The sequence below is a fragment of the Mycobacterium paragordonae genome (assembly GCF_003614435.1).
Classification (GTDB): domain Bacteria; phylum Actinomycetota; class Actinomycetes; order Mycobacteriales; family Mycobacteriaceae; genus Mycobacterium; species Mycobacterium paragordonae.
Genome location: NZ_CP025546.1, coordinates 2,398,248 through 2,422,583 on the forward strand (window position 1 = coordinate 2,398,248; position 24,336 = coordinate 2,422,583).

The window sequence follows — 24,336 nt, forward strand, 5'->3', positions numbered from 1 at the left end:
CCGGGTCGTACGCTGTGCCCTATGCGGCCACCACCGCGCGATGTCCTGATCGCAAATCGCGGCGAGATCGCCCTCCGCATCATCCGCACCGCAACCGAACTCGGTTCGCGGACCGTCGCCGTCTACGCCGAGGACGACGCCGAAAGCCCTCATGTTCATGCGGCCGACGAGGCGATTGCCTTGCCAGGCAACGGCGTAGCCGCCTATCTCGATCAGGCCGCCATCCTGGACGCCGCGAAGACATCGGGCGCGAAGATGATTCACCCCGGCTACGGCTTTCTCAGCGAGAACTCCGAATTCGCCCGCGCCTGCGCGTCCGCGGGCCTGGTGTTCGTCGGTCCGGACGCCGAAGTCCTCGATCTGGTCGGAAACAAGTCTTCGGCGCGCGACGCGGCGATCGGCGCCGGCGTTCCCGTGCTGGCCGCCACCGAGGGGCCGAGCAGCGTCGAAGACGTGCGCACGTTCTTCGATGCTTGCGACGGCGCCATCATGCTCAAGGCCCTTTCCGGCGGCGGTGGGCGCGGAATGCGCAGGGTCGACCGCATCGACCAGATCGACGACGCCTACCGCCAGTCCGCCGCGGAAGCGCAACTCGGTTTCGGTGACTCGGCACTGTTCGCCGAAGAACTGCGCGCCGACGCGCGGCACATCGAAGTACAGATCGTCGCCGCTTCCTCTTCTGCGTCAGAGGCACACCGAACCCGTGCCGCGGCACTGGGCGATCGCGACTGCAGCATCCAGCGCCGTTACCAGAAATTGGTGGAAATCGCCCCGGCCCAGCACCTTTCCGACGATCTGCGTCACCGCTTGCATCAGGCGGCGGCCCGGCTCTGTGCCAGGGTGGGGCTCCGCGGACTGGCTACCGTCGAATTCCTGGTCAGCGGCGAAGACTTCGTCTTCCTCGAGATCAATCCGCGTATCCAGGTGGAACACACCGTCACCGAGGCGGTTACCGGCGTCGACCTGGTCGCCGTCCAGCTGGCCATCGCCGAGGGGGCCTCCTTCGAGGAACTTCCGATCCCCGCTGGAATAGCCTCGGACGGAGCCGAAGTCGGCGGTGAGCCCGCCCCATCCGCAGGCATCGCGATCCAGACCCGGGTCAACATGGAGACGTTCGGGCCGGACGGCTCGGTGTTGCCCAGCGCCGGCACCCTGGCCGTGTTCACGCCGCCGACCGGTCCGGGAGTGCGCGTCGACACTTATGGACGGCCGGGCCTGGCGCCCAGTCCGCGATACGATTCGCTGCTTGCCAAGGTGGTCACCCACGTGCGGAGCACGTCGTTCGCAGCGGCAGTCCGCAAGGCTCACACGGCCCTGGGGGAGTTTCGCATCGAAGGAGTCCCGACCAACCTCAGCGTTCTGCAGGAGCTGTTGTCGGACAACGAATTTCAGCGCGGTCCGGTATCGACCACCTTCTTGGATGACAAGCTCCCGAAGCTGGCCGCCGCGGCGACCACACACCAGCGACAGCACCACGTCCAAGTCGCGGTCGAGCTCTACCCGGGCGAGGAGGTGCTGCGCGCTCAGTTGGCCGGCACCGTGGTCGAGGTGATCTCCGAGGGCGCGGAGGTCGGCGCCGGCGGGCAGGTGGTGGTGCTGGAGGCGATGAAGATGCAGCACGTGCTGACCGCTTCGGATGCGCTGCGCACGGTTCGCATCATGGTGACCCCCGGCCAGGTGGTCGGCACCGGGGATCCGCTGGTGGTGTTCACCCGGACCGGATCCGGGTCCGACGGTGAATCGACCTCGGCAGCAGTCGATCTCGACCGTCCGCGCGACGATCTCGACGAGGTCTGGCAACGGCACCGGACGACGCTCGACGAGGGGCGTCCGGCCGCGGTTGCCAAGCGGCACAAGCTGGGTCGCCGCACGGCTCGGCAGAACATCGCCGACCTCGTCGACCCGGGCAGCTTCGTGGAGTACGGTGCGCTGGCGATCGCCGCGCAGCGCAGCAGACGTTCCGAAGAAGACCTGATCGCAAATACCCCGGCCGATGGCCTGGTCGCCGGCCTGGCGACCATCGGTGCGGATCGCTTCGGGCTGGAGTCAGCGAGCGCCGTCGTCGTGTCCTACGACTACACCGTGCTGGCCGGGACACAGGGCATGCGAAACCACGCCAAGACAGACCGGGTATTCGAACTGGCCGTCCGAAAGCGCTTGCCCGTCGTGCTTTTCGCGGAGGGCGGCGGTGGACGGCCGGGTGACACCGACGTCGGGGGCATGGCCGGCCTGGATGTGCCCACGTTCCGCATGCTGGCCGGGCTGTCCGGGCGAGTCCCGCTGGTATCGGTGGTCTCCGGACGGTGCTTCGCCGGCAATGCCGCGCTGGCCGGGGTCTGCGACGTGATCATCGCAACGCCGGACGCCAACATCGGCATGGGCGGCCCGGCGATGATCGAGGGCGGCGGGCTGGGGGTCTATCCGCCCGAGGCGATCGGACCGATCGATGTGCAGCGACGCAACGGCGTGGTGGACCTGGTGGCCCGCGACGAAGCGCACGCGGTGTCGCTGGCCAAACAGTATCTCGGTTATTTCCAGGGCGCCGTGGCGGATTGGGCGGCACCCGATCCACGTCTGGCCCGGCACGTGGTGCCGCAGAACCGGTTACGCGCCTACGACGTGCACCGGGCGATCGGCAGCATCGTGGATGTCGGTTCAGTGCTGGAACTGCGACCCGACTACGGAGTCGGCGTGGTCACCGCGCTGGTGCGGGTCGAGGGTGTGGCATATGGCTTGATCGCCAACAGCAGCCATCACCTCGGCGGTGCCATCGACGCGGAGGCGGCCGACAAGGTCGGCGATTTCCTGACACTGTGCGAGTCGTTCCGGCTGCCGGTGGTATCGCTCTGCGACACGCCGGGATTCATGGTGGGTCCGGAGGCGGAGAAGGAAGCGGCGGTGCGGCGCTTCGGCCGGATGTTCATTCTGGGGGCGCAACTGACCGTGCCCTTCGGAATGATCATCTTGCGCAAGGGATATGGCCTGGGTGCGATGGCCATGGCCGGTGGCTCGTTCCGCGCGCCACAGTTCACCGTCGCCTGGCCCACCGGAGAGATCGGTGGTATGGGTCTGGAAGGCGCTGTGCGCCTTGGCTTCAGCAAGGAACTCGCCGCGGCCGCGGATGACACACAACGACAGGCGCTGTTCGACAAGCTTGTTGCGGCCGCCTACCAGCACGGCAAGGCGTTGCGCGCCGGCACCACCTTCGAATTGGACGACGTGATAGACCCCGCCGAGTCCCGGGCCTGGATCACCAGGCTCCGAGACCGCTGACGTCAGGGGTATCAGGCGTGGCCGGAGCCGCAACCGACGCCGGGGAGGCAGCCCTCGCCGCCGGGAACGCCGCCCGGGCCCCAGAACTGGCCGCCGTTGCCGCAGCCGACGCCCGGGATGCAGCCCTGGCCGCCGGGGCCGCCGTTGGGTCCGTTGTCGGTGCCGCCGGAGCCGCAGTTGCCATTGGGGTCGCAGCCGCCGCCGCCCGGGTCGAGCGGGACGAAGTGAGTGATTCCGGTACTGGTGGTGCTCGGCCCGGCCGCTACAACGTCAGCCGTCGCCATCGGCGCCGCGGCAATCGCTGTAGCGACAGCCCCGGCCACCACCAGTGGTTTGAGGAGATGTGATTTCGCTAACATGCAAATCGCGTACCACGTTAGCGAATTTTCAAACCTGCACCAGGCGGGCCTTTTCTCCAAGCAACAGAAGGCGTAAGCACATGACCTCTTTGGATTTGACCGGCCGCACCGCCATCGTCACCGGTGCCTCGCGGGGCATCGGACTGGCGATTGCACAGAAGCTTTCGAACGCCGGCGCCAACGTGGTGCTGACCGCCCGTAAGCAGGAGGCGGCCGATGCGGCGGCCGCGCAGGTGGGCGACCGCGCGTTAGGGGTGGGCGCGCATGCGGTCGACGAGGACGCAGCGCGGCGCTGCGTCGATCTCGCCCTCGAGCGGTTCGGGCGGGTGGACATTCTGGTCAACAACGCCGGCACCAACCCGGCCTTCGGTCCACTGATCGACCAGGACCATGCCCGTTTCAACAAGATCTTCGACGTCAACCTCTGGGCGCCGCTGCTGTGGACGTCGCTGGTGGTCAAGTCGGGGATGGGGGAGCACGGCGGCGCGATCGTCAACACCGCCTCGATCGGTGGCATGCACCAGTCCCCGGCCATGGGCCTGTACAACGCCACCAAGGCCGCGCTGATCCACGTGACCAAGCAACTCGCACTGGAACTTTCACCTCGCATCCGGGTCAACGCCATCGCCCCTGGCGTGGTGCGCACCCGGCTCGCCGAGGCGCTGTGGAAGGACAACGAAGATCCGCTGGCGTCATCGATCGCCCTGGGCCGGATTGGCGAGCCCGACGACGTGGCCGGCGCGGTCGCGTTCCTGGTTTCGGATGCGGCGAGCTGGATCACCGGCGAGACGCTGGTGATCGACGGTGGCCTGCTGCTGGGGCAGGCGCAGGGCTTCCAGTCCGGCGGCCGGCAGTGACCACCGAATCCGAGTTGGATGCGCTCGTCCGGGATCTGCTGGACGAGCACGACCCGGCCACCACCGCGCCGCGGGACTTCCTGGGAGCTCAGTACGACGCGGGCCTCGCGTGGGTGCAGCTACCGGTCGGTTTCGGGGGGCTGGGACTGCCGCGGACCGCGCAGGAGCGGGTGAACGGGCAGTTGGCTGCCGCGGGTGCGCCCATGGGGGGCACCGAGAAGAATTACATCGGCATGGGCATGGCCGCGCCGACGATCGTTGCCTATGGAACCGACGAGCAGAAGCGAAAGTTTCTGCGTCCGTTGTTCACCGGTGAACAGATCTACTGCCAGTTGTTCAGCGAACCGGGTGCCGGATCGGACCTGGCAGCCGCGGCCACCCGCGCCGTACGTGACGGTGCTGAGTGGGTGGTCAACGGGCAGAAGGTGTGGACCTCGCAGGCGCAGCACGCGCAGATGGCGATCCTGGTCGCGCGCACCAACCCCGATGTGCCGAAACATGCGGGCCTGACGTACTTTCTGTGCGACATGACCCAACCAGGCGTCGAGGTGCGGCCATTGCGCCAGATCACCGGCGAAGCGGAATTCAACGAGGTCTTCCTCACCGACGTCCGGGTGCCCGACGACAACCGGCTCGGACCGGAAGGCGGCGGCTGGCGGGTTGCCACCACCACGCTCAACAACGAGCGGGTCGCGATCGGTTCGCGCGCCGGCACCCCGCGCGAGAGCGACCACATCGGGAAGGTCGCGAAAGCCTGGCGCAGTGATGCGGCACTGCGCAATCCGGCCATGCACGACGAACTGATGCGGCTGTGGGTAGACGCGGAAGTGCTGCGCCTCACCGGCGAGCGGCTGCGCCAGCAGGCGGCCAGCGGTCAGCCCGGACCGGAGGGTGCCGGCATGAAAATTGCCTTCGCCCGGATAGCGCAAGCGATTTCGGGATTCGAGATCGAGCTGCACGGTGAGGCGGGGCTGAGCTACGACGACTGGACCATGCGCCGGCCGGAAACCGTCGACCTGACCGGTCGCGAGCCCGGCTACCGCTACCTGCGCGCGAGGGGCAATTCGATCGAGGGCGGCACCTCGGAGATTCTGCGCAACACCGTCTCCGAGCGGGTGCTGGGTCTGCCCGGCGAGCATCGCGTGGATAAGGCCGTCGCGTGGAAAGACCTGCCCCGATGAGCGACCTCCTGTACTCCGACACCGAGGATGCGCTGCGCGACAGTGTCCGGCAGTTGTTCGCCGACCGGTGTTCCCTGGAATCGGTGACCAGATGTTATGGCGCACCGCCACAAGACTTTTCCGCGGTCTGGCGCACGCTGGCCGCCGAGCTGGGCGTCGCTGGCCTGCTGGTACCGGAGTCACTGGGCGGAGCCGGTGCCAGTGCCCGCGAGGCCGCCGTCGTTATGGAGGAGATCGGCCGCGCGGTGGCGCCTGTGCCGTTCCTGTCCAGTGCGGTGCTCGCCACCGTCGCGTTGTTGCGGGCCGGGGACACCGAAACCGTGCCGGGTGTGGCGTCCGGTGAGGTAACCGCGGCGTTGGTGGTGCCGCTGTCGACCGCGCCCTGGGACGGGGTCACCGGCGTCGCCGTCGGTGCCGACGGCTTGACCGGGCAGGTCACCAGTGTGGCGGGTGCTGCCCAGGCCGACATGTTGGTGGTGCCGGTCGCGGGCGCGGACGGGGTTGAGCTGCATACGGTTTCGCGCGACGGCGCAGGCGTCCAGGTGTCACCGCGGCTGGCCCTGGACATGACGAGACCCCTCGCGGACGTCCAATTCTCCGGCGCCGCTTCCACTTTCGTGGGCGCCGGCTCTGATGCGCTGGCGGCGGCCCTGCAGACGGGCGCGGCTCTGCTCGCCTCCGAGCAACTCGGAGTGGCGCAGTGGTGCTTCGACACCACTCTGGCCTATGTGAAGGAACGCAAGCAATTCGGTCGCGCGATCGGCTCGTACCAGGCGATCAAGCATCGCCTGTCGGACCTGTGGTTCGAGGTCAGCTCTGCGACGTCGGCCGCTCGCTACGCCGCCGACACCTGTGCCCGCGGTGATGACGATGCGGCGATCGCGGCGTCTCTCGCGCAGGCCTACTGCAGCGGCGCGGCGGTGCACGCCGCCGAGGAGTGCGTCCAGCTGCACGGCGGCATCGGCATGACCTGGGAGTATCCCGCGCACCTGTTCCTCAAGCGGGCCAAGAGCGACCAGCTGGCGTTCGGCACTGCTTATCGGCACCGGTCCCGACTCGCCGACCTGGTCGACCTGCCGGTCAGCTAGAGGGCGCCGTTAGGCGAGTGCCGCGGCGAACGTTTCCGTCATGGCCGCCCAGTGCCGCTCGTCAGCGGCGACGTCGTAGGGCGGATTGTCCGGGACCGCGAACCCGTGGCCGGCCTGATACCACTCGATGGTGTGCCGCACGCCCGCTGCCGTCAGCGCCTTTTCGAGTTGCTCGGCATGATCGGCGGTGAACGACGCATCCTTCTCCGCGCCGCCCACGTACACCAGGGCGTTCATCTTGTCGGCCAACAGGTGCGGGCTGTCCGTGTGATCGCTCACCAGCCCGCCGCCATGGAACGACGCCGCCGCGGCAACCCGCTCCGGGAGGCGGCCCGCCAGCAGCACCGAGATCCGTCCGCCCATGCAGTAACCGCACACACCGAAGCGCTCACCGCGGACCTCGGGGCGCCCGGCCAGATAGTCGAACAAAGCAGTCGCGTCACGGGTGATCCGGTCCGGCGTCACGGTGCCGAGCATGAACATGATGCGGGCGCGTTCCTTCGGGTCACCGAACGCGGTGGCCATGTCGAACGGGGCCCAGTCGCCCTCGCGGTAGTACACGTCGGGAAGCAGCACGGCATAACCGAATCCCGCCAGCTTCGCCGCCATCTGGTCGAACGTGTCGCGCATCCCGCCGGCGTCGGGGAACATCACCACGCCCGGCCAGGGGCCGGCACCGTCCGGGGTGAACAGGCTGACGGGGCAGGTGCCGTCGGCGGTTATGACGCTGTCGGTGATTTTCGGCATGTTTTCCGTTCTACTCCGTCGCCGACCAGGCGAGTTCAGCGGCGTCGCCGCTGGCCTGATGGCGGCGACCCGCGCGCCCGGCTTCGCCGCGCTTGCGATCGCCGCGGGGTCTGATGGCGGCGACCCGCGCGCCCGGCTTCGCCGCGCTTGCGATCGCCGCTGGGTCCGATGGCGGCGACCCGCGCGCCCGGCTTCGCCGCGCTTGCGATCGCCGCTGGGTCCGGTGGCGGCGACCCGCGCGCCCGGCTTCGCCGCGCTTGCGATCGCCGCTGGGTCCGGTGGCGGCGACCCGCGCGCCCGGCTTCGCCGCGCTTGCGATCGCCGCTAAGCTAGCCCCGTGCCAATCGCGACGCCGTACGAAGACCTACTGCGTCAGGTTCTCGAAACGGGCACGGCGAAATCAGACCGCACCGGCACCGGCACCCGAAGCCTGTTCGGCCGCCAGATCAGGTACGACCTGTCGGCCGGTTTTCCGCTCCTCACCACCAAGAAGGTGCATCTGAAGTCGGTGGTCTACGAGTTGCTGTGGTTCTTGCGCGGCGACTCCAACGTCAGCTGGCTGCAAGAGCACGGCGTCACCATTTGGGACGAATGGGCAAGTGAGACAGGGGATCTCGGGCCAGTATACGGCGTACAGTGGCGATCCTGGCCCACCCCGACCGGGGAGCACATCGACCAGATCAGCGCCGCACTCGACCTCTTGCGCACCGACCCGGACTCGCGGCGCATCATCGTCTCGGCGTGGAACGTCGGCGAAATCCCGCAGATGGCGCTGCCGCCATGCCACGCGTTCTTCCAGTTCTACGTCGCCGACGGCCGCCTGAGCTGCCAGTTGTATCAGCGCAGCGCCGACCTGTTCCTCGGCGTGCCCTTCAACATCGCCAGCTACGCGTTGCTCACCCACATGATGGCTGCCCAGTCCGGCTTGGACGTCGGGGACTTCGTCTGGACCGGCGGCGACTGCCACATCTACGACAACCACGTCGAGCAGGTCGCTCTGCAACTGACCCGCGATCCGCGCCCCTACCCCGAATTGGTTCTTGCACAACGGGATTCAATTTTCGACTATACCTACGAGGACGTCGTCGTAAAGAACTATGACCCGCACCCCGCGATCAAAGCCCCAGTAGCCGTATGAAGTTAGGCCTGGTCTGGGCTCAATCGACATCTGGTGTGATCGGGCGCGGAGGTGATATCCCGTGGCGAGTGCCGGAGGATCTGGCCCACTTCAAGAAGATCACCATGGGGCACACGGTGGTCATGGGTCGGCTCACCTGGGAATCTTTGCCGCCGAACTTCCGGCCGCTACCCGGCCGGCGAAACATTGTGCTCAGCCGGAGCGGCTTCACGGCCGACGGCGCTGAAGTGGTCGACTCGCTCGAGAAAGCCCTCACCGACTCGGAGACCTGGGTGATCGGTGGAGGTCAGATCTACGCGCTGGCGCTACCGCAGGCGAGCAGGTGCGAGGTCACCGAGGTCGATATCGATCTGCCGCGCGACGACGAAGACGCGCTGGCCCCGGTGCTCGACGACACGTGGCAGGGTGAAACAGGGGAGTGGCAGGTCAGCCGCGCAGGGTTGCGCTACAGGTTTCACAGCTACTTCCGTCCGTGATCGGTCCCGACTGCGCGACCGATTGAGCTGACATACTCGGCTTGGGGGCGGTCTCACCGGGTATCAAGCATGGCTAGAAGGGGGAATAGACAGTGGTAACCGAACCCGTAAAGACCTTTAATCGGAAGTTCCTGGGCTACGACCAGGCCGCGGTAGACGCACACATCGAGGTGTTGACCACCAAGCAGCGGTTGCTGCGCGACGACGTCGAAAGTCTGCGGACGCGCCTGCGCGAATCCGGTGACGAGGTCGCCGCTTTGCGCAAGGAAGTGGCGTTACTCACCGACACCTCGCCCTCGCCGCACGCGATGCAACAGCGAATGGCCAAGATGCTCAGGCGTGCGGTAGACGAGGTTTCGCAGATGCAAGCCGAGGCGCGCACGGAGGCGGACGCGCTGATCACCGCGGCCGAGGCCGACGTGCAAGCCGAGCAGCAGAAGTCCAAGGAGCAGCTGGCGGAGATGGCTGAGCAATTGAAAGCTCTGCAAGCCGAGTACGACGAGACCAAGGCAAAGCAGGAGTCCGAACTGGCAAACATGCGCGCGGGCGCTGAGTCGCAGATCGACGAGGCGTGGCGGCAATCCCAGCAGGAACGCGACCAGCTCCTCGCCGATGCCAGGCAGGAGGCCGACCACTACCGTGACCAGGCCCACCGTGCGGTTGACGAGGCGACCCAGCAACGAATCAACGTGCTGGAGCAGCTGATGAGCGTCTACCGCGACCTCGAACCGGTGCCCGCCGCGCTCGAGTCGGCACACGCGGAACGCAACCAGTCGGCCACCAAAGGCACGCTGGACCGCAAAGTCAGGACGGCTTAACCCGCGCCGGTCCCGCCGCCGGCCTGCACGGACCGGTATTCTCGGCGCCGTGTCGGTCCGCAACGCCAGGCTGACCGCCGCGCAGGCCCGGCGGATCGCTGTTGCGGCGCAAGGGTTTAACGAGACCCGTCCGGTCGGCACCGTCACCCGGGCTCACTTGCGCCGGCTGATCTCGCGGATCCAGGTACTGCAACTGGATTCCGTCTCGGTGGCGGTGCGTGCCCACTACGCGCCGGTGTTCAGCAGGCTGGGACCCTACGACCGCGACCTGCTGGACAGCGCCGCGTGGGGCCCGCGGAGATCGCGCCTGCTGGCCGAGTACTGGGTGCATGAAGCGGCGCTGATGGCGGTCGACGACTGGCCGTTGCTGCGCTGGCGGATGCGCCAGTACCGGCACGGGCGCTGGGGTACCCACATCGTCAAGGCAAACCCGCAGCTGGCGGACGACATCGTGGCAGCCGTCGCCGAACTGGGCCCCAGCACCGCCGGGCAAATCGAGACGTACCTGGAAGCCGCACCCCGCGGCGCCAAAGGCGCTTGGTGGAACCGTAGCGACACGAAGTGGGTGTGCGAGGCGCTGTTCGCCTCCGGTGTGCTGACCACCGCTACCCGGGTCGGTTTCGCCAGGCACTACGACCTGGTGGAAAGGGTGTTGCCGGCGGAGGTGCTGGCCCGGGACGTCGGCGACGAGGAAGCCATCCGGGAGCTGACGCTTCGCGCGGCGACCGCACTGGGCGTGGGCACCGAGGCCGACATCCGGGACTACTTCCGGCTATCGGCCCAGCAGGTGAAACCGGCCATCGCCGAACTGCTTTCAGCCGGTGACATCGAGCGGGTCGAGGTCGACGGCTGGTCAGCGCCCGCGTATCTGCGCGCCCGTGCCGTGCCGCGACTGGACCGTGGCACCGCGCTACTCTGTCCGTTCGATCCGCTGATCTTCTTCCGTCCTCGGGTGGAGCGGATCTTCAACTTCCACTACCGCATCGAGATCTACACGCCGGCGGCCAAGCGGCAGTACGGCTATTACGTATGGCCGTTCCTGCTCGACGGCGAACTGGTGGCGCGAGTGGACCTCAAGGCCGATCGTGCTGCGGACACGCTGCAGGTGGTGGGGGCCTACGGCGAGTCCGGGATCTCGCGGCCACAGGTCGCCGCAGCTCTGGCCGACGAGCTACATCGAATGGCGTCGTGGCTGGGGCTGGGCGGCGTTAGCGTCTCGGCGCGAGGTGATTTGGCCAGCGAACTGCATGGCGTCGGCGGGCGGCGAGGCTGGTGACTGAAACGGTCGCGCTGGGCGACCATCTAGATTTCGCCGCGGGTAGCACCCCGCCGATCCGTGCGACCGGGGGATGCCATCCGATATGCGGCGCCAACGGGGCTATCGGCTATACAACGCAGCGCAATGCCCGTGGGCCGCTCATAGTGATCGGACGGGTCGGCTCTTACTGCGGCAGTGTGCACTACTGCGAGAGCGACGCGTGGGTGACGGACAACGCACTCATCGTACGGGCCAGAAACCCGGACGAAACTCGGTACTGGGTCTATGCCCTGAAGAGCTGCGGGCTCAACCGCTTTCGGGCCGGGTCTGGTCAACCGTCGCTCAACCAAAACACTCTTCGGAGCGTGCGGTTCAGTGCTGCACCCGCAGCGTGGCGGCCACCGATCGGCGCACTTCTCGGCGCTTTTGACGACAAGATAGCCGCCAACAACCGCATCATCGCCGCCGCCGAAGCCCTCATGACGGCTCTGGTCGAGGAGGTGCGGCACGACACTGAGCTCTCGGAACTGGCTGAGCGGACGACGGTCTCTATCGATCCGCGCGGCATCCGCGGCGCCGTAGCCCACTACAGTCTTCCGGCATTCGATATGGGTGTGCGGCCTGCGATCGTCGATGCCCTTTCGATCAAGAGCGCCAAATATCTGCTGACAGAACCGTGCGTTTTGTTCTCGCGGCTGAATCCGAGAATTCCGCGGATCTGGAACATCACACGTATTCCCGAGCAAAAAGCTCGATCATGGCGCGGGTAGCTGATGTGCCACTCTCCCTGCATGCTTGATCGACGTGAGTTTCTGCGTGCCGGTTCGCTTGGTTCTGCCGTATTCGCCGCCGGACTGCTGTCGGCCTGTTCTCGCCCCGCCACAGATTCGAAAGGCACTGTCAAGGTCGACCTGACGGCCCAGCCGGCAGACCTCGACCTCCGCGACGTCGCCGTTCGGAGCTGGGTGTGGGGAAGTCAGGTGCCGGGCAAGGAGATTCGACTTCGTAAAGGGCAGCGACTCAGTGCTCAGCTGACCAACAAGCTGCCCAATGACACCACCTTGCACTGGCATGGTCTGGCGATACCCAACGATATGGACGGCGTCCCGGTCCTGACGCAGCCCGCTGTCACACCAGGTCAGGGGTTCCACTACGAATTCACCGTCCCCGACGCGGAAACGTACTGGGCGCTTTACATGTACGCGTCCAAACCGACCGCGGCTTGTACGCACCGTTGATCATCGAAGATCCTGCCGCAAAGGTCGACTACGACGACGAACTGGTGATCGTCCTGGATGACTGGATCGACGGCACCGGTACCACTCCTGACGAAGTCTTCGTGAACCTGCAGAAGAACGGCATGAAGCCGATGGCGATGAAGCCAGGCGGAGGGGTGACCCCGACCACGCCACTCGGCGAGGACGGCGGGGACGTCACCTATCCCTATTTCATCCTCAACGGCAAGCTGCCTAAGGATGCCGCAGCGGTCGATTACCTTCCCGGACAACGGATTCGGTTACGGGTGATCAACGCCGGCGGCGACACGGCGTTCCGGGTGGCAGTACCCGACACCACCCTCATGGCGACGCACACCGACGGCTACCCGGTGATCCCGCAACAGGCCGACTCGGTGATTCTGGGCATGGGCGAGCGATTCGACGCCCTCATCACCGTCGGGCAGTCGCCGGCGCCGATCGTCGCGGTGCCCGAGATGAAGGACGGCTATGCCCTGCTGAACGTGCGTGTCAACGGCAAGCTTCCGTCCGTTGACATCGACAAGTTCGTTGCGACGGTGCGTGGCCAGGTGGTGCTCGACACCGCGTCAATGAAGCCGACGCCCGAGGTGACATGCCCGCCAAGGCCCCCCAACAGGTGCTCGACCTGAAGCTGTCCAGCCCGGTCAACGGCTACACCTGGCCCATCAACGGCCGGCTGTACGACCCGCCGAACAACCCGCTGGACGTGACTGCCGGACAGCGGGTACGGCTGCGACTGATCAACGAATCGATGATGTACCACCCCATCCACCTGCACGGGCACACGTTCGAGGTGCAGGCCGCCGACGGCACGCCGCGGGCCCGCAAGGACACCGTGCTGGTGCCGCCGCTGCAGACCGTGCAGGTGGACTTCGGCACCAATAACCCCTGACGCTGGATTGCTCACTGTCACAACACTTATCACTTGGAGGCCGGGATGGCGACATTCATTCAGTATCGGTCGTAGCCCGAGGAAGTACATGTCCGTGCCGCAGCAGCGGCGGCCATCAGTCCCAGTCGGCGTCAGGCCGCGCCGCGCGCGCCGCCGTGCTAAGCCACCGCCCCTGATTGCTGGTTGCCCGCCGCGTCGGCCTGGCCGTCGCCGATTGCGTCGGTGAGGGCGGACAGTGCGTCGGCCAAGACCCGCTGGATTCCCGAAGTGATTCCAGTGCACGAGGTTTCGATTTTCGTAGCGCTTTTCTGAATTGCACAGGCGGTCTTCTTCACGTCGTCAAGCGTATTGAGCTGCGCCATGGCTTGGGTGATCTTTTCCTCGGCGGTGGCGATCTGGTGTGCGCCCCTTCGCGTGGTCGCTGCCAGTGCAGCCGTACGCAGCAGCATGACGACGGTGCGCACCAGCTCCGGGTCGTCCGATCCCGGATCGAAGGCAAGCACGATGCGTCTGGGGCCAAGCACCCTGATGGACCGGCCGCCGTTCTGCTCGGCGGTCCGTACGAGGCCGAGCGCGGCGCCGGAAAGACGGTTGCGCTCGGCCTCGTCGAAGTACTCGGTCCACCCCACACGGGCCGAGTCCGTCATTTCGATCACTACGCGAGCCGCGCCGCCATCGATGGTGAACACGGCGTCGCCCTTCTTCGACCGGGGGACTGCGCCGACGATGGCACGGGTGTCCGTGAAATCGTCGCCGAGGCCGGTGGCGACCTCCGAAAGAACAGCGTTGACTTGATTCTCGAATGTGTCGCCCTTAATCGGCGTCACCTTGGCCAACCTGGCTTTGGCTTCCTGAACCTTTAGTGAGGTCATCAATTCGTCAACCTTCTTGAGCACGTCGCCATGGTTCTTATCGATCTGCTGGGCGAGCAGCTGCTGGCGGGCATCGAGTTCCGCTGCGTGTTTGGCCATCGGCGAGGTGGGGTCGCTCGGGTCGAATTGCTTGGCTGCCCTGGTCAGTAGGTCGCTGGTGCCGGCCTTCACCTTGGCGTCGAGCTCGGTGCTGAACTTCTCGAGCACGGGTTGCAGTCGGTCCAGCAGTTCGGGGTTCTCGCCCGCGAAGATGCGACGCAACTCGGCGGTGAGGTCCGTCTTTGCCGTTGAGACCGAGTCGGTGAACGCCTTGCGGCTGGCGGCGTCGGCCTCGGTCATGGCCTTCTTGGCGTCATTGGCGGCCTTCACCACGACTTCGGATGCCGACTTCACCGCTCGTTCGGTGATCTCGACCGCCTTGGCGGTCGAATCAGCCGCCTTGTCGCCGACCTCCTTCAGCATCTGCTCGAGGATGCGCGATTCCTGAGCTTGGCCGGTTGCGGATAGCGCGTGCGCGCCGATCTTGACGGCTTCAGTGATGAACTCGGACAGATCGGCCGCCGCGAGAGTGTCCGGGTCTTCCACTGGCGCACCGCGCTCGCCGGCCGTCCAGCGCCGCGCCTCGCGGGCAACGTCCCTGTCCTGCACGGTGAGTCGTTCGACTTCGACGGCGGTCAGGGTGTCGTCGAAGTGTGCTTGGGGCTGCTTGTTCTGCATGGGTTCCTCCGGTGGGTTGTGCTGCCGCGAGCTGCGGGAGCGGTGTCCGAAGAATCACGGAACATTGGCTACGAGGCAATGTGTAATGCTGATAAGCCCACTTATCAGTCCAATTGCTTGGAGAAAAGATCCGGCGGACTTATCTTTGACAGGAACTGAAGGGACATCCGTGATCACGCTGACGCTGCAGGACGTCGCTGACCTAGCAAAGGTACAGCGGCCTGTGGTCAGTGTGTGGCGAAAGCGGCCACTGGTTCGCGGCGTGTCGATGCCGTTTCCTGCTCCTGTCGCGACCGTCGGTGGCGTTGCGCGTTTCTCCCGCGACGAAGTCGTGGAGTGGTTGACCCGCACCGGCCGCGGGAACAACGCCGAACACGACTACGACGCTCCGGGGATTGCGGTGCCCGACGATGCGGAACTGGAAGATGTGGTCACGCTGCTGTGCTGGTACGTGCTGACCGGGCAAGAGCTCACCGGCAGGACGCACCCAGAATTGGTGCGGTCGGCAGAAGAATTCGATCCCCAGGACTTCCTGCTAGCCCGAGAGATGCGCGAGCTGTCGGTGTCCAACGGTGTACTCGCCTATGTCGACGATCTGGTCGAAGCGTCGCACGGCCCCGCCGACGCGCTGCAGCGAGTCGAGGCCGGACGACTAAAGCGTCGCGAGCAACTGCGTGAACTCACCGACGACGCAGTGAAACTGTTGCGCTGCATGGTTGAAGCCGCTGCTGTCTACCTCGACGACGACCGGATTGTGCTGCGGGCCCAGGGCTCGCCGATCGCGCTCGATGTGGCGGAGGCGTGCGAGCTTGACGTCGTGTCTGTCGATCGAGCTGTCCGTCGTCGTGCAGTGATACGCGGCATTCACGTCCGGGAAACCACTGTTTCCAAGTGTGTTTCACTTATCTCTCTGGTCGGACTCGATGTGGCGGAGACTCTCGATGGTGTCGACGATGCCGTTCTGGAACTGCCGCCGGGGGACGTGGCGATGCTCATTGGCTCCGCCGCCGCGCTCTCCGATGAGCTCGCCGGACCATTGCAGAACCGCCGCGCGGACGCGTTGCGGGTTGGCAATCTTGTTGCTGCGGTGCGTCTTCCGCGGGGATTGTGGCGCGAGGCGCACCGGCAGAGCTTGGCGGTGTGGGTCTGCCTCGGCGGTGCTCAGGCGCAGCGGCCCTGGGTTGCCGATATCGGTGCCGTCGAGCACATCGAGTTAACTGATGTCGCCGCCGATGTCGCCGGCGCGTTGGCGCAGTCGGAGGACCGTGCCTTCCGCTACGCACGGCGAACCCAGCTTTCGAGCGTGCTGGCCGGGGCGGCTGTCGTGCCTATGGGAGTCCGGGCAGTGCGGCTGCGCGGACATGATGAAGCAGAACATGTTGGCCGAGTGCATCGGGCAACGTTAGTGACGACCACACCGTTGCCGACGTTGGACGTGCTCGTTGCGTCGGCGCCCGGGCGCATTCACCTTGCCCACCGCTCCTTAGACGAGCTGCAGTCCGGCAAGCGACTCATGCTCAAACGGGGGCGGCGCATCGATGTCAGTGACGGGTCGCCGGAGGGAACGGTTCGTGTGTTGCCAACGGAAGTAATTGGGACGCTTAGGCTCGATCCTCTTGACGCCGAGGCCAAGTACTCGCGTGCTGTGCGCACCGAGCCAGGTGATGTGATCTTTGTGGAGAAGCCGCGGCCGCGGGCCTGGGTCGATCGGGAGGGTGGGGCGATGGTGGCTTGCCCGGCCCGGATCATCCGGTTGGCCGAATCGGCGGAGGTCGGGCCAATGGTGCTCGCCGCGCTCATCAACGAGACCGCTTATCCGGGAAGCGAATGGCGGGCCTGGACGGTTCCAGTGCTGCCACGCGCCGAAGCTGAGCGCCTTGAGGCCGCGCTGGTTCAGGTTGACGAATACCAACAACAAGCGGACCGTCGGGTAGCCGCGGCGCGCGAGTTGACGACGGCGCTGATCAACGGGGTCGCCGCAGGTGCCCTGACCCTCGACCTGGAACACAGTGCCCCCGGGTTCACCCGGGCTGAGAAATAGGAAGGACGGACGCGATGCCGCCACGGAAAAAGCCGGAGCCGCAAGCACCGTCGACCATGAAGGAGCTCAAGGACACGCTCTGGAAGGCCGCGGACAAGCTGCGCGGGTCGCTGTCGGCCAACCAGTACAAGGATGTGATCCTGGGTCTGGTGTTCCTGAAATACGTCTCGGATTCGTTCGACGAACGCCGTGAGGCCATTCGCGCTGAGCTTAGCGCCGACGGCATGGACGACGATCAGATCGAGGAACTGATCGACGATCCCGAGGAGTACCACGGCTACAACGTATTCGTCGTGCCGCCGACTGCACGCTGGAAGTTCCTGGCGGAGAATGCCAAAGGTAAGCCCGCCATCGACGGCGATCCCGGGAAGAACATCGGGCAGCTTATCGACGAGGCGATGGATGCCGTGATGAAGGCCAACCCAACGCTGGGCGGCACGCTGCCACGCTTGTACAACCGCGACAACGTCGACCAGCGGCGGCTTGGGGAGCTGATTGACCTATTCAACAGCGCCCGCTTCAGTCGGCAAGGGGAGCACAAGGCGCGGGATCTGATGGGGGAGGTCTACGAGTACTTTCTTGGGAATTTCGCTCGTGCGGAAGGTAAACGGGGCGGCGAGTTCTTCACCCCGCCCAGTGTGGTCAAGGTGATCGTCGAGGTGCTGGAACCCACCAAGGGGCGGGTATACGACCCCTGCTGCGGGTCGGGCGGCATGTTCGTGCAAACCGAGAAGTTCATCGCCGATCACGACGGGGATCCGAAAAACATCGTCATCTACGGTCAGGAAAGCATCGAGGAGACCTGGCGAATGGCCAAGATGAACCTGGCCATCCACGGCATCGACCACAGCGGCCTGAGCAGCCGGTGGGGAGACACATTCGCGCGCGATCAGCATTCTGACGTCCAGATGGACTATGTGATGGCCAATCCGCCTTTCAACATCAAGGATTGGGCGCGCAACGAGGAAGATCCACGGTGGCGATTCGGCGTGCCACCGGCCAACAACGCGAACTATGCCTGGATCCAGCACATCCTTTTCAAACTCAAGTCTGGTGGCAAGGCCGGGGTGGTGATGGCCAACGGCTCAATGTCGTCGAACTCCAACGGGGAAGGCAATATTCGCGCACAGATCGTGGAAGCCGACCTAGTTTCCTGCATGATTGCCCTTCCTACCCAACTATTCCGTAGCACCGGGATACCCGTGTGCCTGTGGTTCTTTGCCAAGGACAAGGCTGCGGGCAAGCAAGGTTCGGTTGATCGATCGGGCCAGTCGCTGTTCATCGATGCTCGCGAACTGGGCTACATGGTGGACCGAGCCGAGCGGGCACTCAGTGACGACGATGTTATGCGGATCGGTGACACCTACCACGCTTGGCGCGGGTCGTCATCGGCCGCCGCAAAAGGTATTACTTACGAGGATATTCCGGGATTCTGCAAGTCGGTGACGCTATCTGAGATCAAGGCCGCGGACTACGCACTGACGCCTGGGCGGTATGTCGGAGCTGCCGCGGTTGAGGATGACGGTGAACCGATCGATGAGAAGATCGCACGTCTGAAGGCGGAATTGCTTGCGGCGTTTGATGAGTCGGCGCGGTTGGAGGCCGTGGTGCGGGAGCAGTTGGAGCGATTGTCGTGACCCGACTGATCGAACGTAGTTTGTTGGACTTGGTTGAATTTGTTGTTGATAACCGAGGCCGGACATGCCCAACTGCCGAAGTTGGAATGCCACTTATTGCAACAAACTGTCTCAAAGAGGGCAAGCGCGAACCGGTCTTCGAAAACGTCAGGTACGTTGACGATGAGACATACTCGAAGTGGTTTAGGGCGCATCCTGAGCCCGGCGACGTGCTTTTTGTCTGTAAAGGCGCGCCGGGTCGTGTGGCAGTTGTGCCCGACCCGGTTCCATTCTGTATTGCACAAGACATGGTTTCGTTGAGAGCAAACAGACAAATTGCGGACAATAAGTATCTTTACTATCGCCTCCGCGGTCGTGACGTGCAGTCGCGGATAGAAAACATGCATGTGGGCACAATGATCCCACATTTCAAGAAGGGGGACTTCGGGCACTTGCGGTTCTCTGTCCATGAGAGTCGCTGCGAGCAAAGGGCGATCGGCGAGGTGCTCGGTGCGCTCGATGACAAGATCGCCGCGAACGAGCGGATAGCAAAGGCTGCGTTCGAGCTGGCGCAGTCGTTGGGTCGCGCGGTACTAACATCTCGAGACAGACTCGTGCAACGGACTTTCGGGGAACTGGGTCAGCTGTTCGATGGCCCGCATGCCACGCCGACTCGTCGGTCGGATGGGCCCTACTTCTTGAATATTTCGAGCTTGAAGGGCGGTCGACTCGACCTTGCCGAATCCGACCATGTTTCGGAGGAAGACTTCGCGAGGTGGACGCGTCGCGTAACACCCGAAGCCGGCGATTTACTGTTCTCGTATGAAACCAGAATTGGAGAGGCTGCGTTGATGCCTGGCGGTCTCCGCGCATGTTTGGGTCGACGGATGGCCCTCCTTCGACCCAATCGTGACATCGTCGATCCGGTCTTCTTGTTGCACTTTTATCTCAGTGCGGAGTTTCAGCGAACCGTGGCCATGCACACAATTCATGGTGCGACGGTTCCGCGCATCGGGCTGGCCACAATGCCCGATTGGGGTATCGCGATTCCAGATTTCGAAGCGCAGCGGCCGATTGCTGGCGCATTAGGTTCGTTGCACAGCATCATGGTCCAGGCTGAGCGTGAGTCGGATGACCTTGCCCGCACCCGTGACGAACTGCTCCCGCTGCTGATGTCCGGCAAGCTCTGCGTCAAGGACGCCGAGGCGGTCGCGTCGGAGGTGCTGTGATGGAGCCTCGCGATGCTCACCGACGCGGCGATGAACTCCGTCAGCGACGAAATGCCCCTGACCTGGTCATAGACAACGACACAGACATTCTTGGCCACTACATAGACAGGGACACAGTCAGTCGAAGCGCACGTCCCGAGAGACGGGAACTCCTCGCCAACAGGCGCTCAGTCGTCGGCACAGGATCATGATGGCGCGCGACGGCCGATCTGAGAACGAGGCCAGATTCCCTGCCGCACGACCCAAGGCCGCCGTCCCGGACTGGTACCCACAGCTGCTCGACGCCGTGGCCTGCCGAGTTCAAGCCGGCCGTCAACGCGCCGTCGCGGCGGCCAATCAGGAGTTGGTCTCCACCTACTGGGAAGTGGGCAAGGAAATCTTGGCCCGGCAGGACGCCGAAGGTTGGGGCGCTCGCGTCATCGACCGGCTGGCTTCTGACCTGAAAGAACGCTTCCCGGACGCCAAGGGATTCTCGCCGCGCAACCTCAAGTACATGCGCGCGTTCGCCGCGGCGTGGCCAGATCGGGCAATTGTGCAAGCGCCGCTTGCACAATTGCCGTGGTACCACCACGTCGCACTCATCGAGAAGCTAGACAGCTATGACCTGCGACTCTGGTATGCGCAAGCTGCTATCGACGAAGGCTGGAGCCGCAACGTCCTGGCCCACAACATCGCCGCCCAACTCCACCAGCGCGCCGGCCGCGCTGTCACTAATTTCGCCGACACGCTGCTGCCAGCGGACTCTGACCTCGCCCAGCAAGCGACCCGCGATCCGTATCTTTTCGACTTCGTCGGCATCGCCGACATTCGCCGGGAACGTGACTTGGAGCAGGCACTGACCGACCACGTCGAGAAGTTCCTACTGGAACTCGGGCAGGGCTTCGCGTTCGTCGGCCGTCAGGTCCACCTGGAGATCGGCGACGCCGACTTCTACGCCGACCTGCTCTTCTACCACCTGAGGCTGCGCTGCTTCGTCGTCATCGAACTCAAGGTCGGCGACTTCGACCCGAGCTATCTGGGTCAGCTCGGCATGTACATGTCGGCGATCGACGACCTGCTACGTCACTCCGAAGACAAACCCACCATCGGCCTGGTGTTGTGCAAGACAAAAAACAACATCGTTGCCGAATACGCGCTGCGTGGATACACCGCGCCGATCGGTGTCGCCGAATGGAGGACGGCGATCACCGCGAGCCTGCCGCCGGAGCTTGAGAGCAGTCTTCCGACAGTCGAAGAGCTCGAGGCCGAGCTAGACGGTGGAAGTGAGGGGAAACAACAATGACCGAATTCAGCGAGGCCGCCTGGGAACACAAGGTACTCGACGAGCTAGCTGAACATGAGTGGAAACCAATGTCCGGCAGCGAAATTGTTCCTGGCACCGATGGTGGCCGCGAATCCTGGTCCGACATCGTGCTACCCGACCGCATGCTGGCCAAGATGCGGGAGCTGAATCCCGACGTCCCCGGTGAATACCTGGACCAGGCGCGAGCACAGATCATTACGCCGCGATCCCAGGACGCCATCACCGAGAACTTCCGGCTACACCGCTACCTCGTCGAGGGCTACCGCGGAATCACCTACATTGACTCCGACGGTATCGAACAGAACCCCACGATACGTTTGGTGAGCCACCGGCCGGAGGACAACGAATTCCTTGCCGTCCAACAAGTTACGATCCGTACCACGGAGAAGCATCGGCGTTTCGACGTCGTGCTGTACCTCAATGGGATGCCGGTCGCGATCTTTGAGCTCAAGCAGGCCGGTGCACAGCACGCTGATATCGCCGCAGCACACGCGCAACTCCAAACCTATCGCCGCGAATTCCCGATGGCGTTCCGGTTCGCGGTGCTCACCGTGATCAGCGATGGAATCGACGCCCGCTACGGCACACCCTTCACCCCGTTAGAGCATTTCGCGCCATGGAACGTGAACGACGACGGAAAGCTCGTCGAGGTCGGAAAGTCTGCGGACGACCTGGACGTGCCGATCGAGTTGGAAACCTTGATCGACGGCCTGTTCAACACCGAACGCTTTCTTCAGCTGGTGCGTAACTTCACCGCGTTCGACGAGGATGGCGACGGCCTGATTAAGCGAATTGCCAAGCCGCACCAATACTTTGCGGTGACCAAGGCAGCTGGTCAGACGGTGCAGGCTGCCGAGACCAACGGTAAGGCCGGGGTCGTCTGGCATACCCAGGGCTCGGGCAAGTCGATGGAAATGGAGCTCTACGCGCACCTGGTGGCTACGTATCCAAAGCTGAAGAACCCGACGATCGTCGTCGTCACCGACCGTACCGACCTCGACTCACAGCTCTATGAAACATTCAATCGCTCAACGCTTCTCGACGATTCGCCATTGAAAGTGGCTTCACGATCCCAGCTGCGCGAAGAGCTGTCTAACCGCACTACCGGCGGTATCTACTTCACCACCCTGCAGAAGTTTGGGCTTTCCAAGGCCGAACGGCAATCCGGTGCCGACCACCCAAAGTTGACCGACCGGCGCAACATCATTGTCATCGTCGATGAAGCGCACCGCAGCCACTACGACAATATTGACGGCTACGCCAGGCACATTCGGGACGCGCTGCCTAACGCGGTGTTCATCGCCTTCACCGGCACGCCGATCTCCGACGTCGATCGCAATACCCGCGCAGTCTTTGGCCCGACCATCGATACGTATGACTTGACGCGCGCGGTGGCCGATAACGCCACCGTGCCAGTGTATTTCGAGCCGAGGTTGGCGAGAGTGGGTTGGTCGGAAGGCGTTAGTGAGGCCGACCTGGACGAGGCGGCCAAAGAAGCGACCCTAGGCTTGGACGACGTTGAACGCGCTCAAATCGAGAAGTCCGTCGCTGTGATCAACGCGATCTACGGCGCACCCGAGCGTCTGGCCAAGCTTGCGCAAGACATCGTCACACACTGGGAAGCACGTTCTGAAGCGATGCGTCCGTTCATCGAATGCAGCGGCAAGGCATTCATCGTTGGCGCAACTCGTGAGATCTGCGCCCGCCTGTACGAGGAGATCATCAAGCTCCGGCCCGACTGGCATCAAGACTCCGTCGACAAGGGCGTCATCAAAGTCGTCTACTCGGGCTCGGCGCAGGATCCAGCGCTGATCGCTAAACATGTCCGCAGGGAAAGTCAAAACAAGACGATCCAAAAGCGGCTGCGCGAACCTGACGACGAACTGCAGATCGCCATTGTCAAAGACATGATGCTTACTGGCTTTGACGCGCCGCCGCTGCATACCCTCTATCTGGATCGACCGCTCAAAGGCGCGTTGCTGATGCAGACGCTCGCGCGAGTCAATCGCACATTCCGTGGCAAGCCGTCGGGTTTGCTGGTCGCCTACGCGCCTCTGGTGGACAACCTAGCTACGGCGCTGGCCGAGTACACCGAGACCGACCGCGCCGAAAAGCCGATTGGCAAGGACGTCGACACCGCGGTCGTCGAGACGCGCAAGCTCGTTACGAGGCTGGACGAATTGTGCGCGGGCTATGACTGGCGCTCCAAGGCGCCGCTGGTGGGCTGGTTGAAGGCAGCCATCGGCCTGGCCGCGTACCTGCGTGACCCGACCACTGCAGGAAACCAGACTAGTCCGACACTTGGTGATCAATTCCGCACGCTGTCAAGCCATTTGGCACGAGCCTGGTCACTGTGTGCGGGTGACGAGACGCTCGGCGAGTTGCGACAAACTGTGAAGTTTTTGGAGCAGGTACGAGTGGTGATGGGCAAGTTCGATGCCCAGCAGCGCCAGGCCGAAGGCAAACCGATCCCGGAGGAGATCAAGCGACTTCTCGCGCGACTGGTCGATGCGTCAACCGCAGGCGGCGAAATCATCGATATCTATGACGCTGCGGGGCTGGGCAAACCGTCACTGTCTGACCTGACGCCGGATTTCGAAATCAAGGCCAAGAAGTCCGAAAACCCGCACCTGGCGATTGAGGCGTTGCGCGCCCTGCTCGCGAAGGAGATGAGCGGGGCAACCAAGAACAATCTGGTGCGTCAGCGTGCTTTCTCCGATCGCGTTTCGGAGTTAATGCGCAAGTACACCAACCAGCAGCTCACCTCGGCAGAGGTCATCGCCGAATTGATTGCGATGGCCAAGGAGGTTGCGGCTGAAGGAAACCGGGGAAAGCGGTTCACGCCGCCGCTTTCGCATGACGAGCTGGCCTTCTACGACGCCGTAGCGGACAACGAATCTGCGATTGAAATCCAGGGCGAGGAAGTGCTAGCGCAGATAGCCCGGGAACTGGTCGCGGTGATGCAACGTGACACTAAGACCGACTGGACGGTGCGGGACGATGTGCGGGCGAAACTGCGGTCCTCAATCAAGCGACTGCTTGTCAAGTACAAATACCCGCCGGACAAGCAGCCGGCGGCGATCAAGCTGGTGATCGAACAAATGGAAGCATTGGCACCCCGCTTTGCGGGTCAGGCGGTCGATTGACCCACAGAAAAACCCCACATAAGGTGCGCACGCGAACATTCTCCTCAGGGTGCCGCTGCAAACCAGCAG

At 64.4% G+C, this 24,336-nt stretch carries 17 protein-coding genes and 1 pseudogene; 15 read left to right on the forward strand and 3 right to left on the reverse strand.

The annotated features are described in order from the left end of the window. The first annotated feature begins 21 nt into the window (after nucleotides 1-21). Complete coding sequence (locus tag C0J29_RS11150) at nucleotides 22-3,273, forward strand: acetyl-CoA carboxylase family protein (protein WP_120792353.1); 3,252 nt, start codon at nucleotides 22-24, stop codon at nucleotides 3,271-3,273. A gap of 11 nt (nucleotides 3,274-3,284) precedes the next feature. Here C0J29_RS11150 and C0J29_RS11155 read toward each other — a convergent pair whose 3' ends face one another. Continuing rightward, the gene (locus C0J29_RS11155; RefSeq protein ID WP_120792354.1) at nucleotides 3,285-3,632 is read right to left on the reverse strand and encodes a PE-PGRS family protein; all 348 of its coding nucleotides are present in this window, start codon (nucleotides 3,630-3,632) and stop codon (nucleotides 3,285-3,287) included. Between the two features lie 80 nt (nucleotides 3,633-3,712). On the opposite strand from C0J29_RS11155, the gene C0J29_RS11160 reads away from it, so the two are divergent. Genes C0J29_RS11160 through C0J29_RS11170 form a run of 3 tightly spaced genes read left to right on the forward strand, consistent with a single transcriptional unit; the run spans nucleotide 3,713 to nucleotide 6,758 of the window. Then, nucleotides 3,713-4,489, forward strand: coding sequence for an SDR family oxidoreductase (locus tag C0J29_RS11160; RefSeq protein ID WP_120792355.1), 777 nt, complete (start codon nucleotides 3,713-3,715; stop codon nucleotides 4,487-4,489). Continuing rightward, nucleotides 4,486-5,670 carry an acyl-CoA dehydrogenase family protein gene (locus C0J29_RS11165; protein WP_120792356.1) on the forward strand — a complete coding sequence of 395 codons (1,185 nt, stop codon included), beginning with the start codon at nucleotides 4,486-4,488 and terminating at the stop codon, nucleotides 5,668-5,670. The genes C0J29_RS11160 and C0J29_RS11165 overlap by 4 nt, the downstream gene beginning before the upstream one ends. After that, nucleotides 5,667-6,758, forward strand: a complete 1,092-nt coding sequence (locus C0J29_RS11170) for an acyl-CoA dehydrogenase family protein (protein WP_120792357.1) — start codon at nucleotides 5,667-5,669, stop codon at nucleotides 6,756-6,758. Before C0J29_RS11165 ends, C0J29_RS11170 begins: the two co-directional genes overlap by 4 nt. Nucleotides 6,759-6,767: 9 nt before the next feature. Here C0J29_RS11170 and C0J29_RS11175 read toward each other — a convergent pair whose 3' ends face one another. Next, the gene (locus tag C0J29_RS11175; RefSeq protein WP_120792358.1) at nucleotides 6,768-7,505 is read right to left on the reverse strand and encodes a dienelactone hydrolase family protein; all 738 of its coding nucleotides are present in this window, start codon (nucleotides 7,503-7,505) and stop codon (nucleotides 6,768-6,770) included. A 337-nt stretch (nucleotides 7,506-7,842) separates the two neighbouring features. On the opposite strand from C0J29_RS11175, the gene C0J29_RS11185 reads away from it, so the two are divergent. The 6 genes and pseudogenes from C0J29_RS11185 (at nucleotide 7,843) to C0J29_RS11210 (ending at nucleotide 13,418) form a co-directional block, all read left to right on the forward strand. Beyond that, nucleotides 7,843-8,643, forward strand: a complete 801-nt coding sequence (locus tag C0J29_RS11185) for a thymidylate synthase (RefSeq protein WP_065044999.1) — start codon at nucleotides 7,843-7,845, stop codon at nucleotides 8,641-8,643. Beyond that, complete coding sequence (locus C0J29_RS11190) at nucleotides 8,640-9,119, forward strand: dihydrofolate reductase (protein WP_120792360.1); 480 nt, start codon at nucleotides 8,640-8,642, stop codon at nucleotides 9,117-9,119. Before C0J29_RS11185 ends, C0J29_RS11190 begins: the two co-directional genes overlap by 4 nt. A 92-nt stretch (nucleotides 9,120-9,211) precedes the next feature. Then, on the forward strand, nucleotides 9,212-9,937 hold the full coding sequence (locus C0J29_RS11195; RefSeq protein WP_120792361.1) for a coiled-coil domain-containing protein: 726 nt from the start codon (nucleotides 9,212-9,214) through the stop codon (nucleotides 9,935-9,937). Nucleotides 9,938-9,986: 49 nt separating this feature from the next. After that, nucleotides 9,987-11,213, forward strand: coding sequence for a winged helix-turn-helix domain-containing protein (locus C0J29_RS11200; RefSeq protein WP_120792362.1), 1,227 nt, complete (start codon nucleotides 9,987-9,989; stop codon nucleotides 11,211-11,213). Next, nucleotides 11,210-11,965 (forward strand): restriction endonuclease subunit S, encoded by a 756-nt coding sequence (locus C0J29_RS11205; protein ID WP_120792363.1) that lies wholly within the window; start codon nucleotides 11,210-11,212, stop codon nucleotides 11,963-11,965. The genes C0J29_RS11200 and C0J29_RS11205 overlap by 4 nt, the downstream gene beginning before the upstream one ends. Before the next feature lie 3 nt (nucleotides 11,966-11,968). Beyond that, nucleotides 11,969-13,418, forward strand: a pseudogene (locus C0J29_RS11210) (multicopper oxidase family protein). An 83-nt stretch (nucleotides 13,419-13,501) separates the two neighbouring features. Here the strand turns inward: C0J29_RS11210 and C0J29_RS11215 are convergent. Beyond that, nucleotides 13,502-14,932, reverse strand: coding sequence for a Fis family transcriptional regulator (locus tag C0J29_RS11215; RefSeq protein ID WP_120792364.1), 1,431 nt, complete (start codon nucleotides 14,930-14,932; stop codon nucleotides 13,502-13,504). 169 nt (nucleotides 14,933-15,101) lie between these two features. Here C0J29_RS11215 and C0J29_RS11220 point away from each other — a divergent pair, with 169 nt between their 5' ends. The 5 genes from C0J29_RS11220 to C0J29_RS11240 all read left to right on the forward strand — a co-directional run bounded on the left by C0J29_RS11220 (nucleotide 15,102) and on the right by C0J29_RS11240 (nucleotide 24,267). Next, the gene (locus C0J29_RS11220) at nucleotides 15,102-16,973 is read left to right on the forward strand and encodes a hypothetical protein (RefSeq protein WP_120792365.1); all 1,872 of its coding nucleotides are present in this window, start codon (nucleotides 15,102-15,104) and stop codon (nucleotides 16,971-16,973) included. A gap of 14 nt (nucleotides 16,974-16,987) precedes the next feature. Then, nucleotides 16,988-18,610, forward strand: coding sequence for a class I SAM-dependent DNA methyltransferase (locus tag C0J29_RS11225; RefSeq protein WP_120792366.1), 1,623 nt, complete (start codon nucleotides 16,988-16,990; stop codon nucleotides 18,608-18,610). Next, nucleotides 18,607-19,818 (forward strand): restriction endonuclease subunit S, encoded by a 1,212-nt coding sequence (locus C0J29_RS33345; RefSeq protein ID WP_197748198.1) that lies wholly within the window; start codon nucleotides 18,607-18,609, stop codon nucleotides 19,816-19,818. The genes C0J29_RS11225 and C0J29_RS33345 overlap by 4 nt, the downstream gene beginning before the upstream one ends. A gap of 190 nt (nucleotides 19,819-20,008) precedes the next feature. Next, nucleotides 20,009-21,100, forward strand: coding sequence for a PDDEXK nuclease domain-containing protein (locus C0J29_RS11235; protein ID WP_120794677.1), 1,092 nt, complete (start codon nucleotides 20,009-20,011; stop codon nucleotides 21,098-21,100). Next, a complete protein-coding gene (locus tag C0J29_RS11240; protein ID WP_120792367.1) occupies nucleotides 21,097-24,267 on the forward strand; it encodes a type I restriction endonuclease subunit R in 3,171 nt (1,056 codons plus the stop codon). Before C0J29_RS11235 ends, C0J29_RS11240 begins: the two co-directional genes overlap by 4 nt. Nucleotides 24,268-24,336 lie beyond the last annotated feature (69 nt).

What these genes read in the sequence shown, in the direction of transcription:
- C0J29_RS11150 (WP_120792353.1), top strand. Translation starts at nt 22, where the DNA reads ATGCGGCCACCACCGCGCGATGTCCTGATCGCAAATCGCGGCGAGATC.
- C0J29_RS11155 (WP_120792354.1), bottom strand. Translation starts at nt 3,632, where the DNA reads ATGTTAGCGAAATCACATCTCCTCAAACCACTGGTGGTGGCCGGGGCT.
- C0J29_RS11160 (WP_120792355.1), top strand. Translation starts at nt 3,713, where the DNA reads ATGACCTCTTTGGATTTGACCGGCCGCACCGCCATCGTCACCGGTGCC.
- C0J29_RS11170 (WP_120792357.1), top strand. Translation starts at nt 5,667, where the DNA reads ATGAGCGACCTCCTGTACTCCGACACCGAGGATGCGCTGCGCGACAGT.
- C0J29_RS11175 (WP_120792358.1), bottom strand. Translation starts at nt 7,505, where the DNA reads ATGCCGAAAATCACCGACAGCGTCATAACCGCCGACGGCACCTGCCCC.
- C0J29_RS11190 (WP_120792360.1), top strand. Translation starts at nt 8,640, where the DNA reads ATGAAGTTAGGCCTGGTCTGGGCTCAATCGACATCTGGTGTGATCGGG.
- C0J29_RS11215 (WP_120792364.1), bottom strand. Translation starts at nt 14,932, where the DNA reads ATGCAGAACAAGCAGCCCCAAGCACACTTCGACGACACCCTGACCGCC.
- C0J29_RS11225 (WP_120792366.1), top strand. Translation starts at nt 16,988, where the DNA reads ATGCCGCCACGGAAAAAGCCGGAGCCGCAAGCACCGTCGACCATGAAG.
- C0J29_RS11235 (WP_120794677.1), top strand. Translation starts at nt 20,009, where the DNA reads ATGGCGCGCGACGGCCGATCTGAGAACGAGGCCAGATTCCCTGCCGCA.
- C0J29_RS11240 (WP_120792367.1), top strand. Translation starts at nt 21,097, where the DNA reads ATGACCGAATTCAGCGAGGCCGCCTGGGAACACAAGGTACTCGACGAG.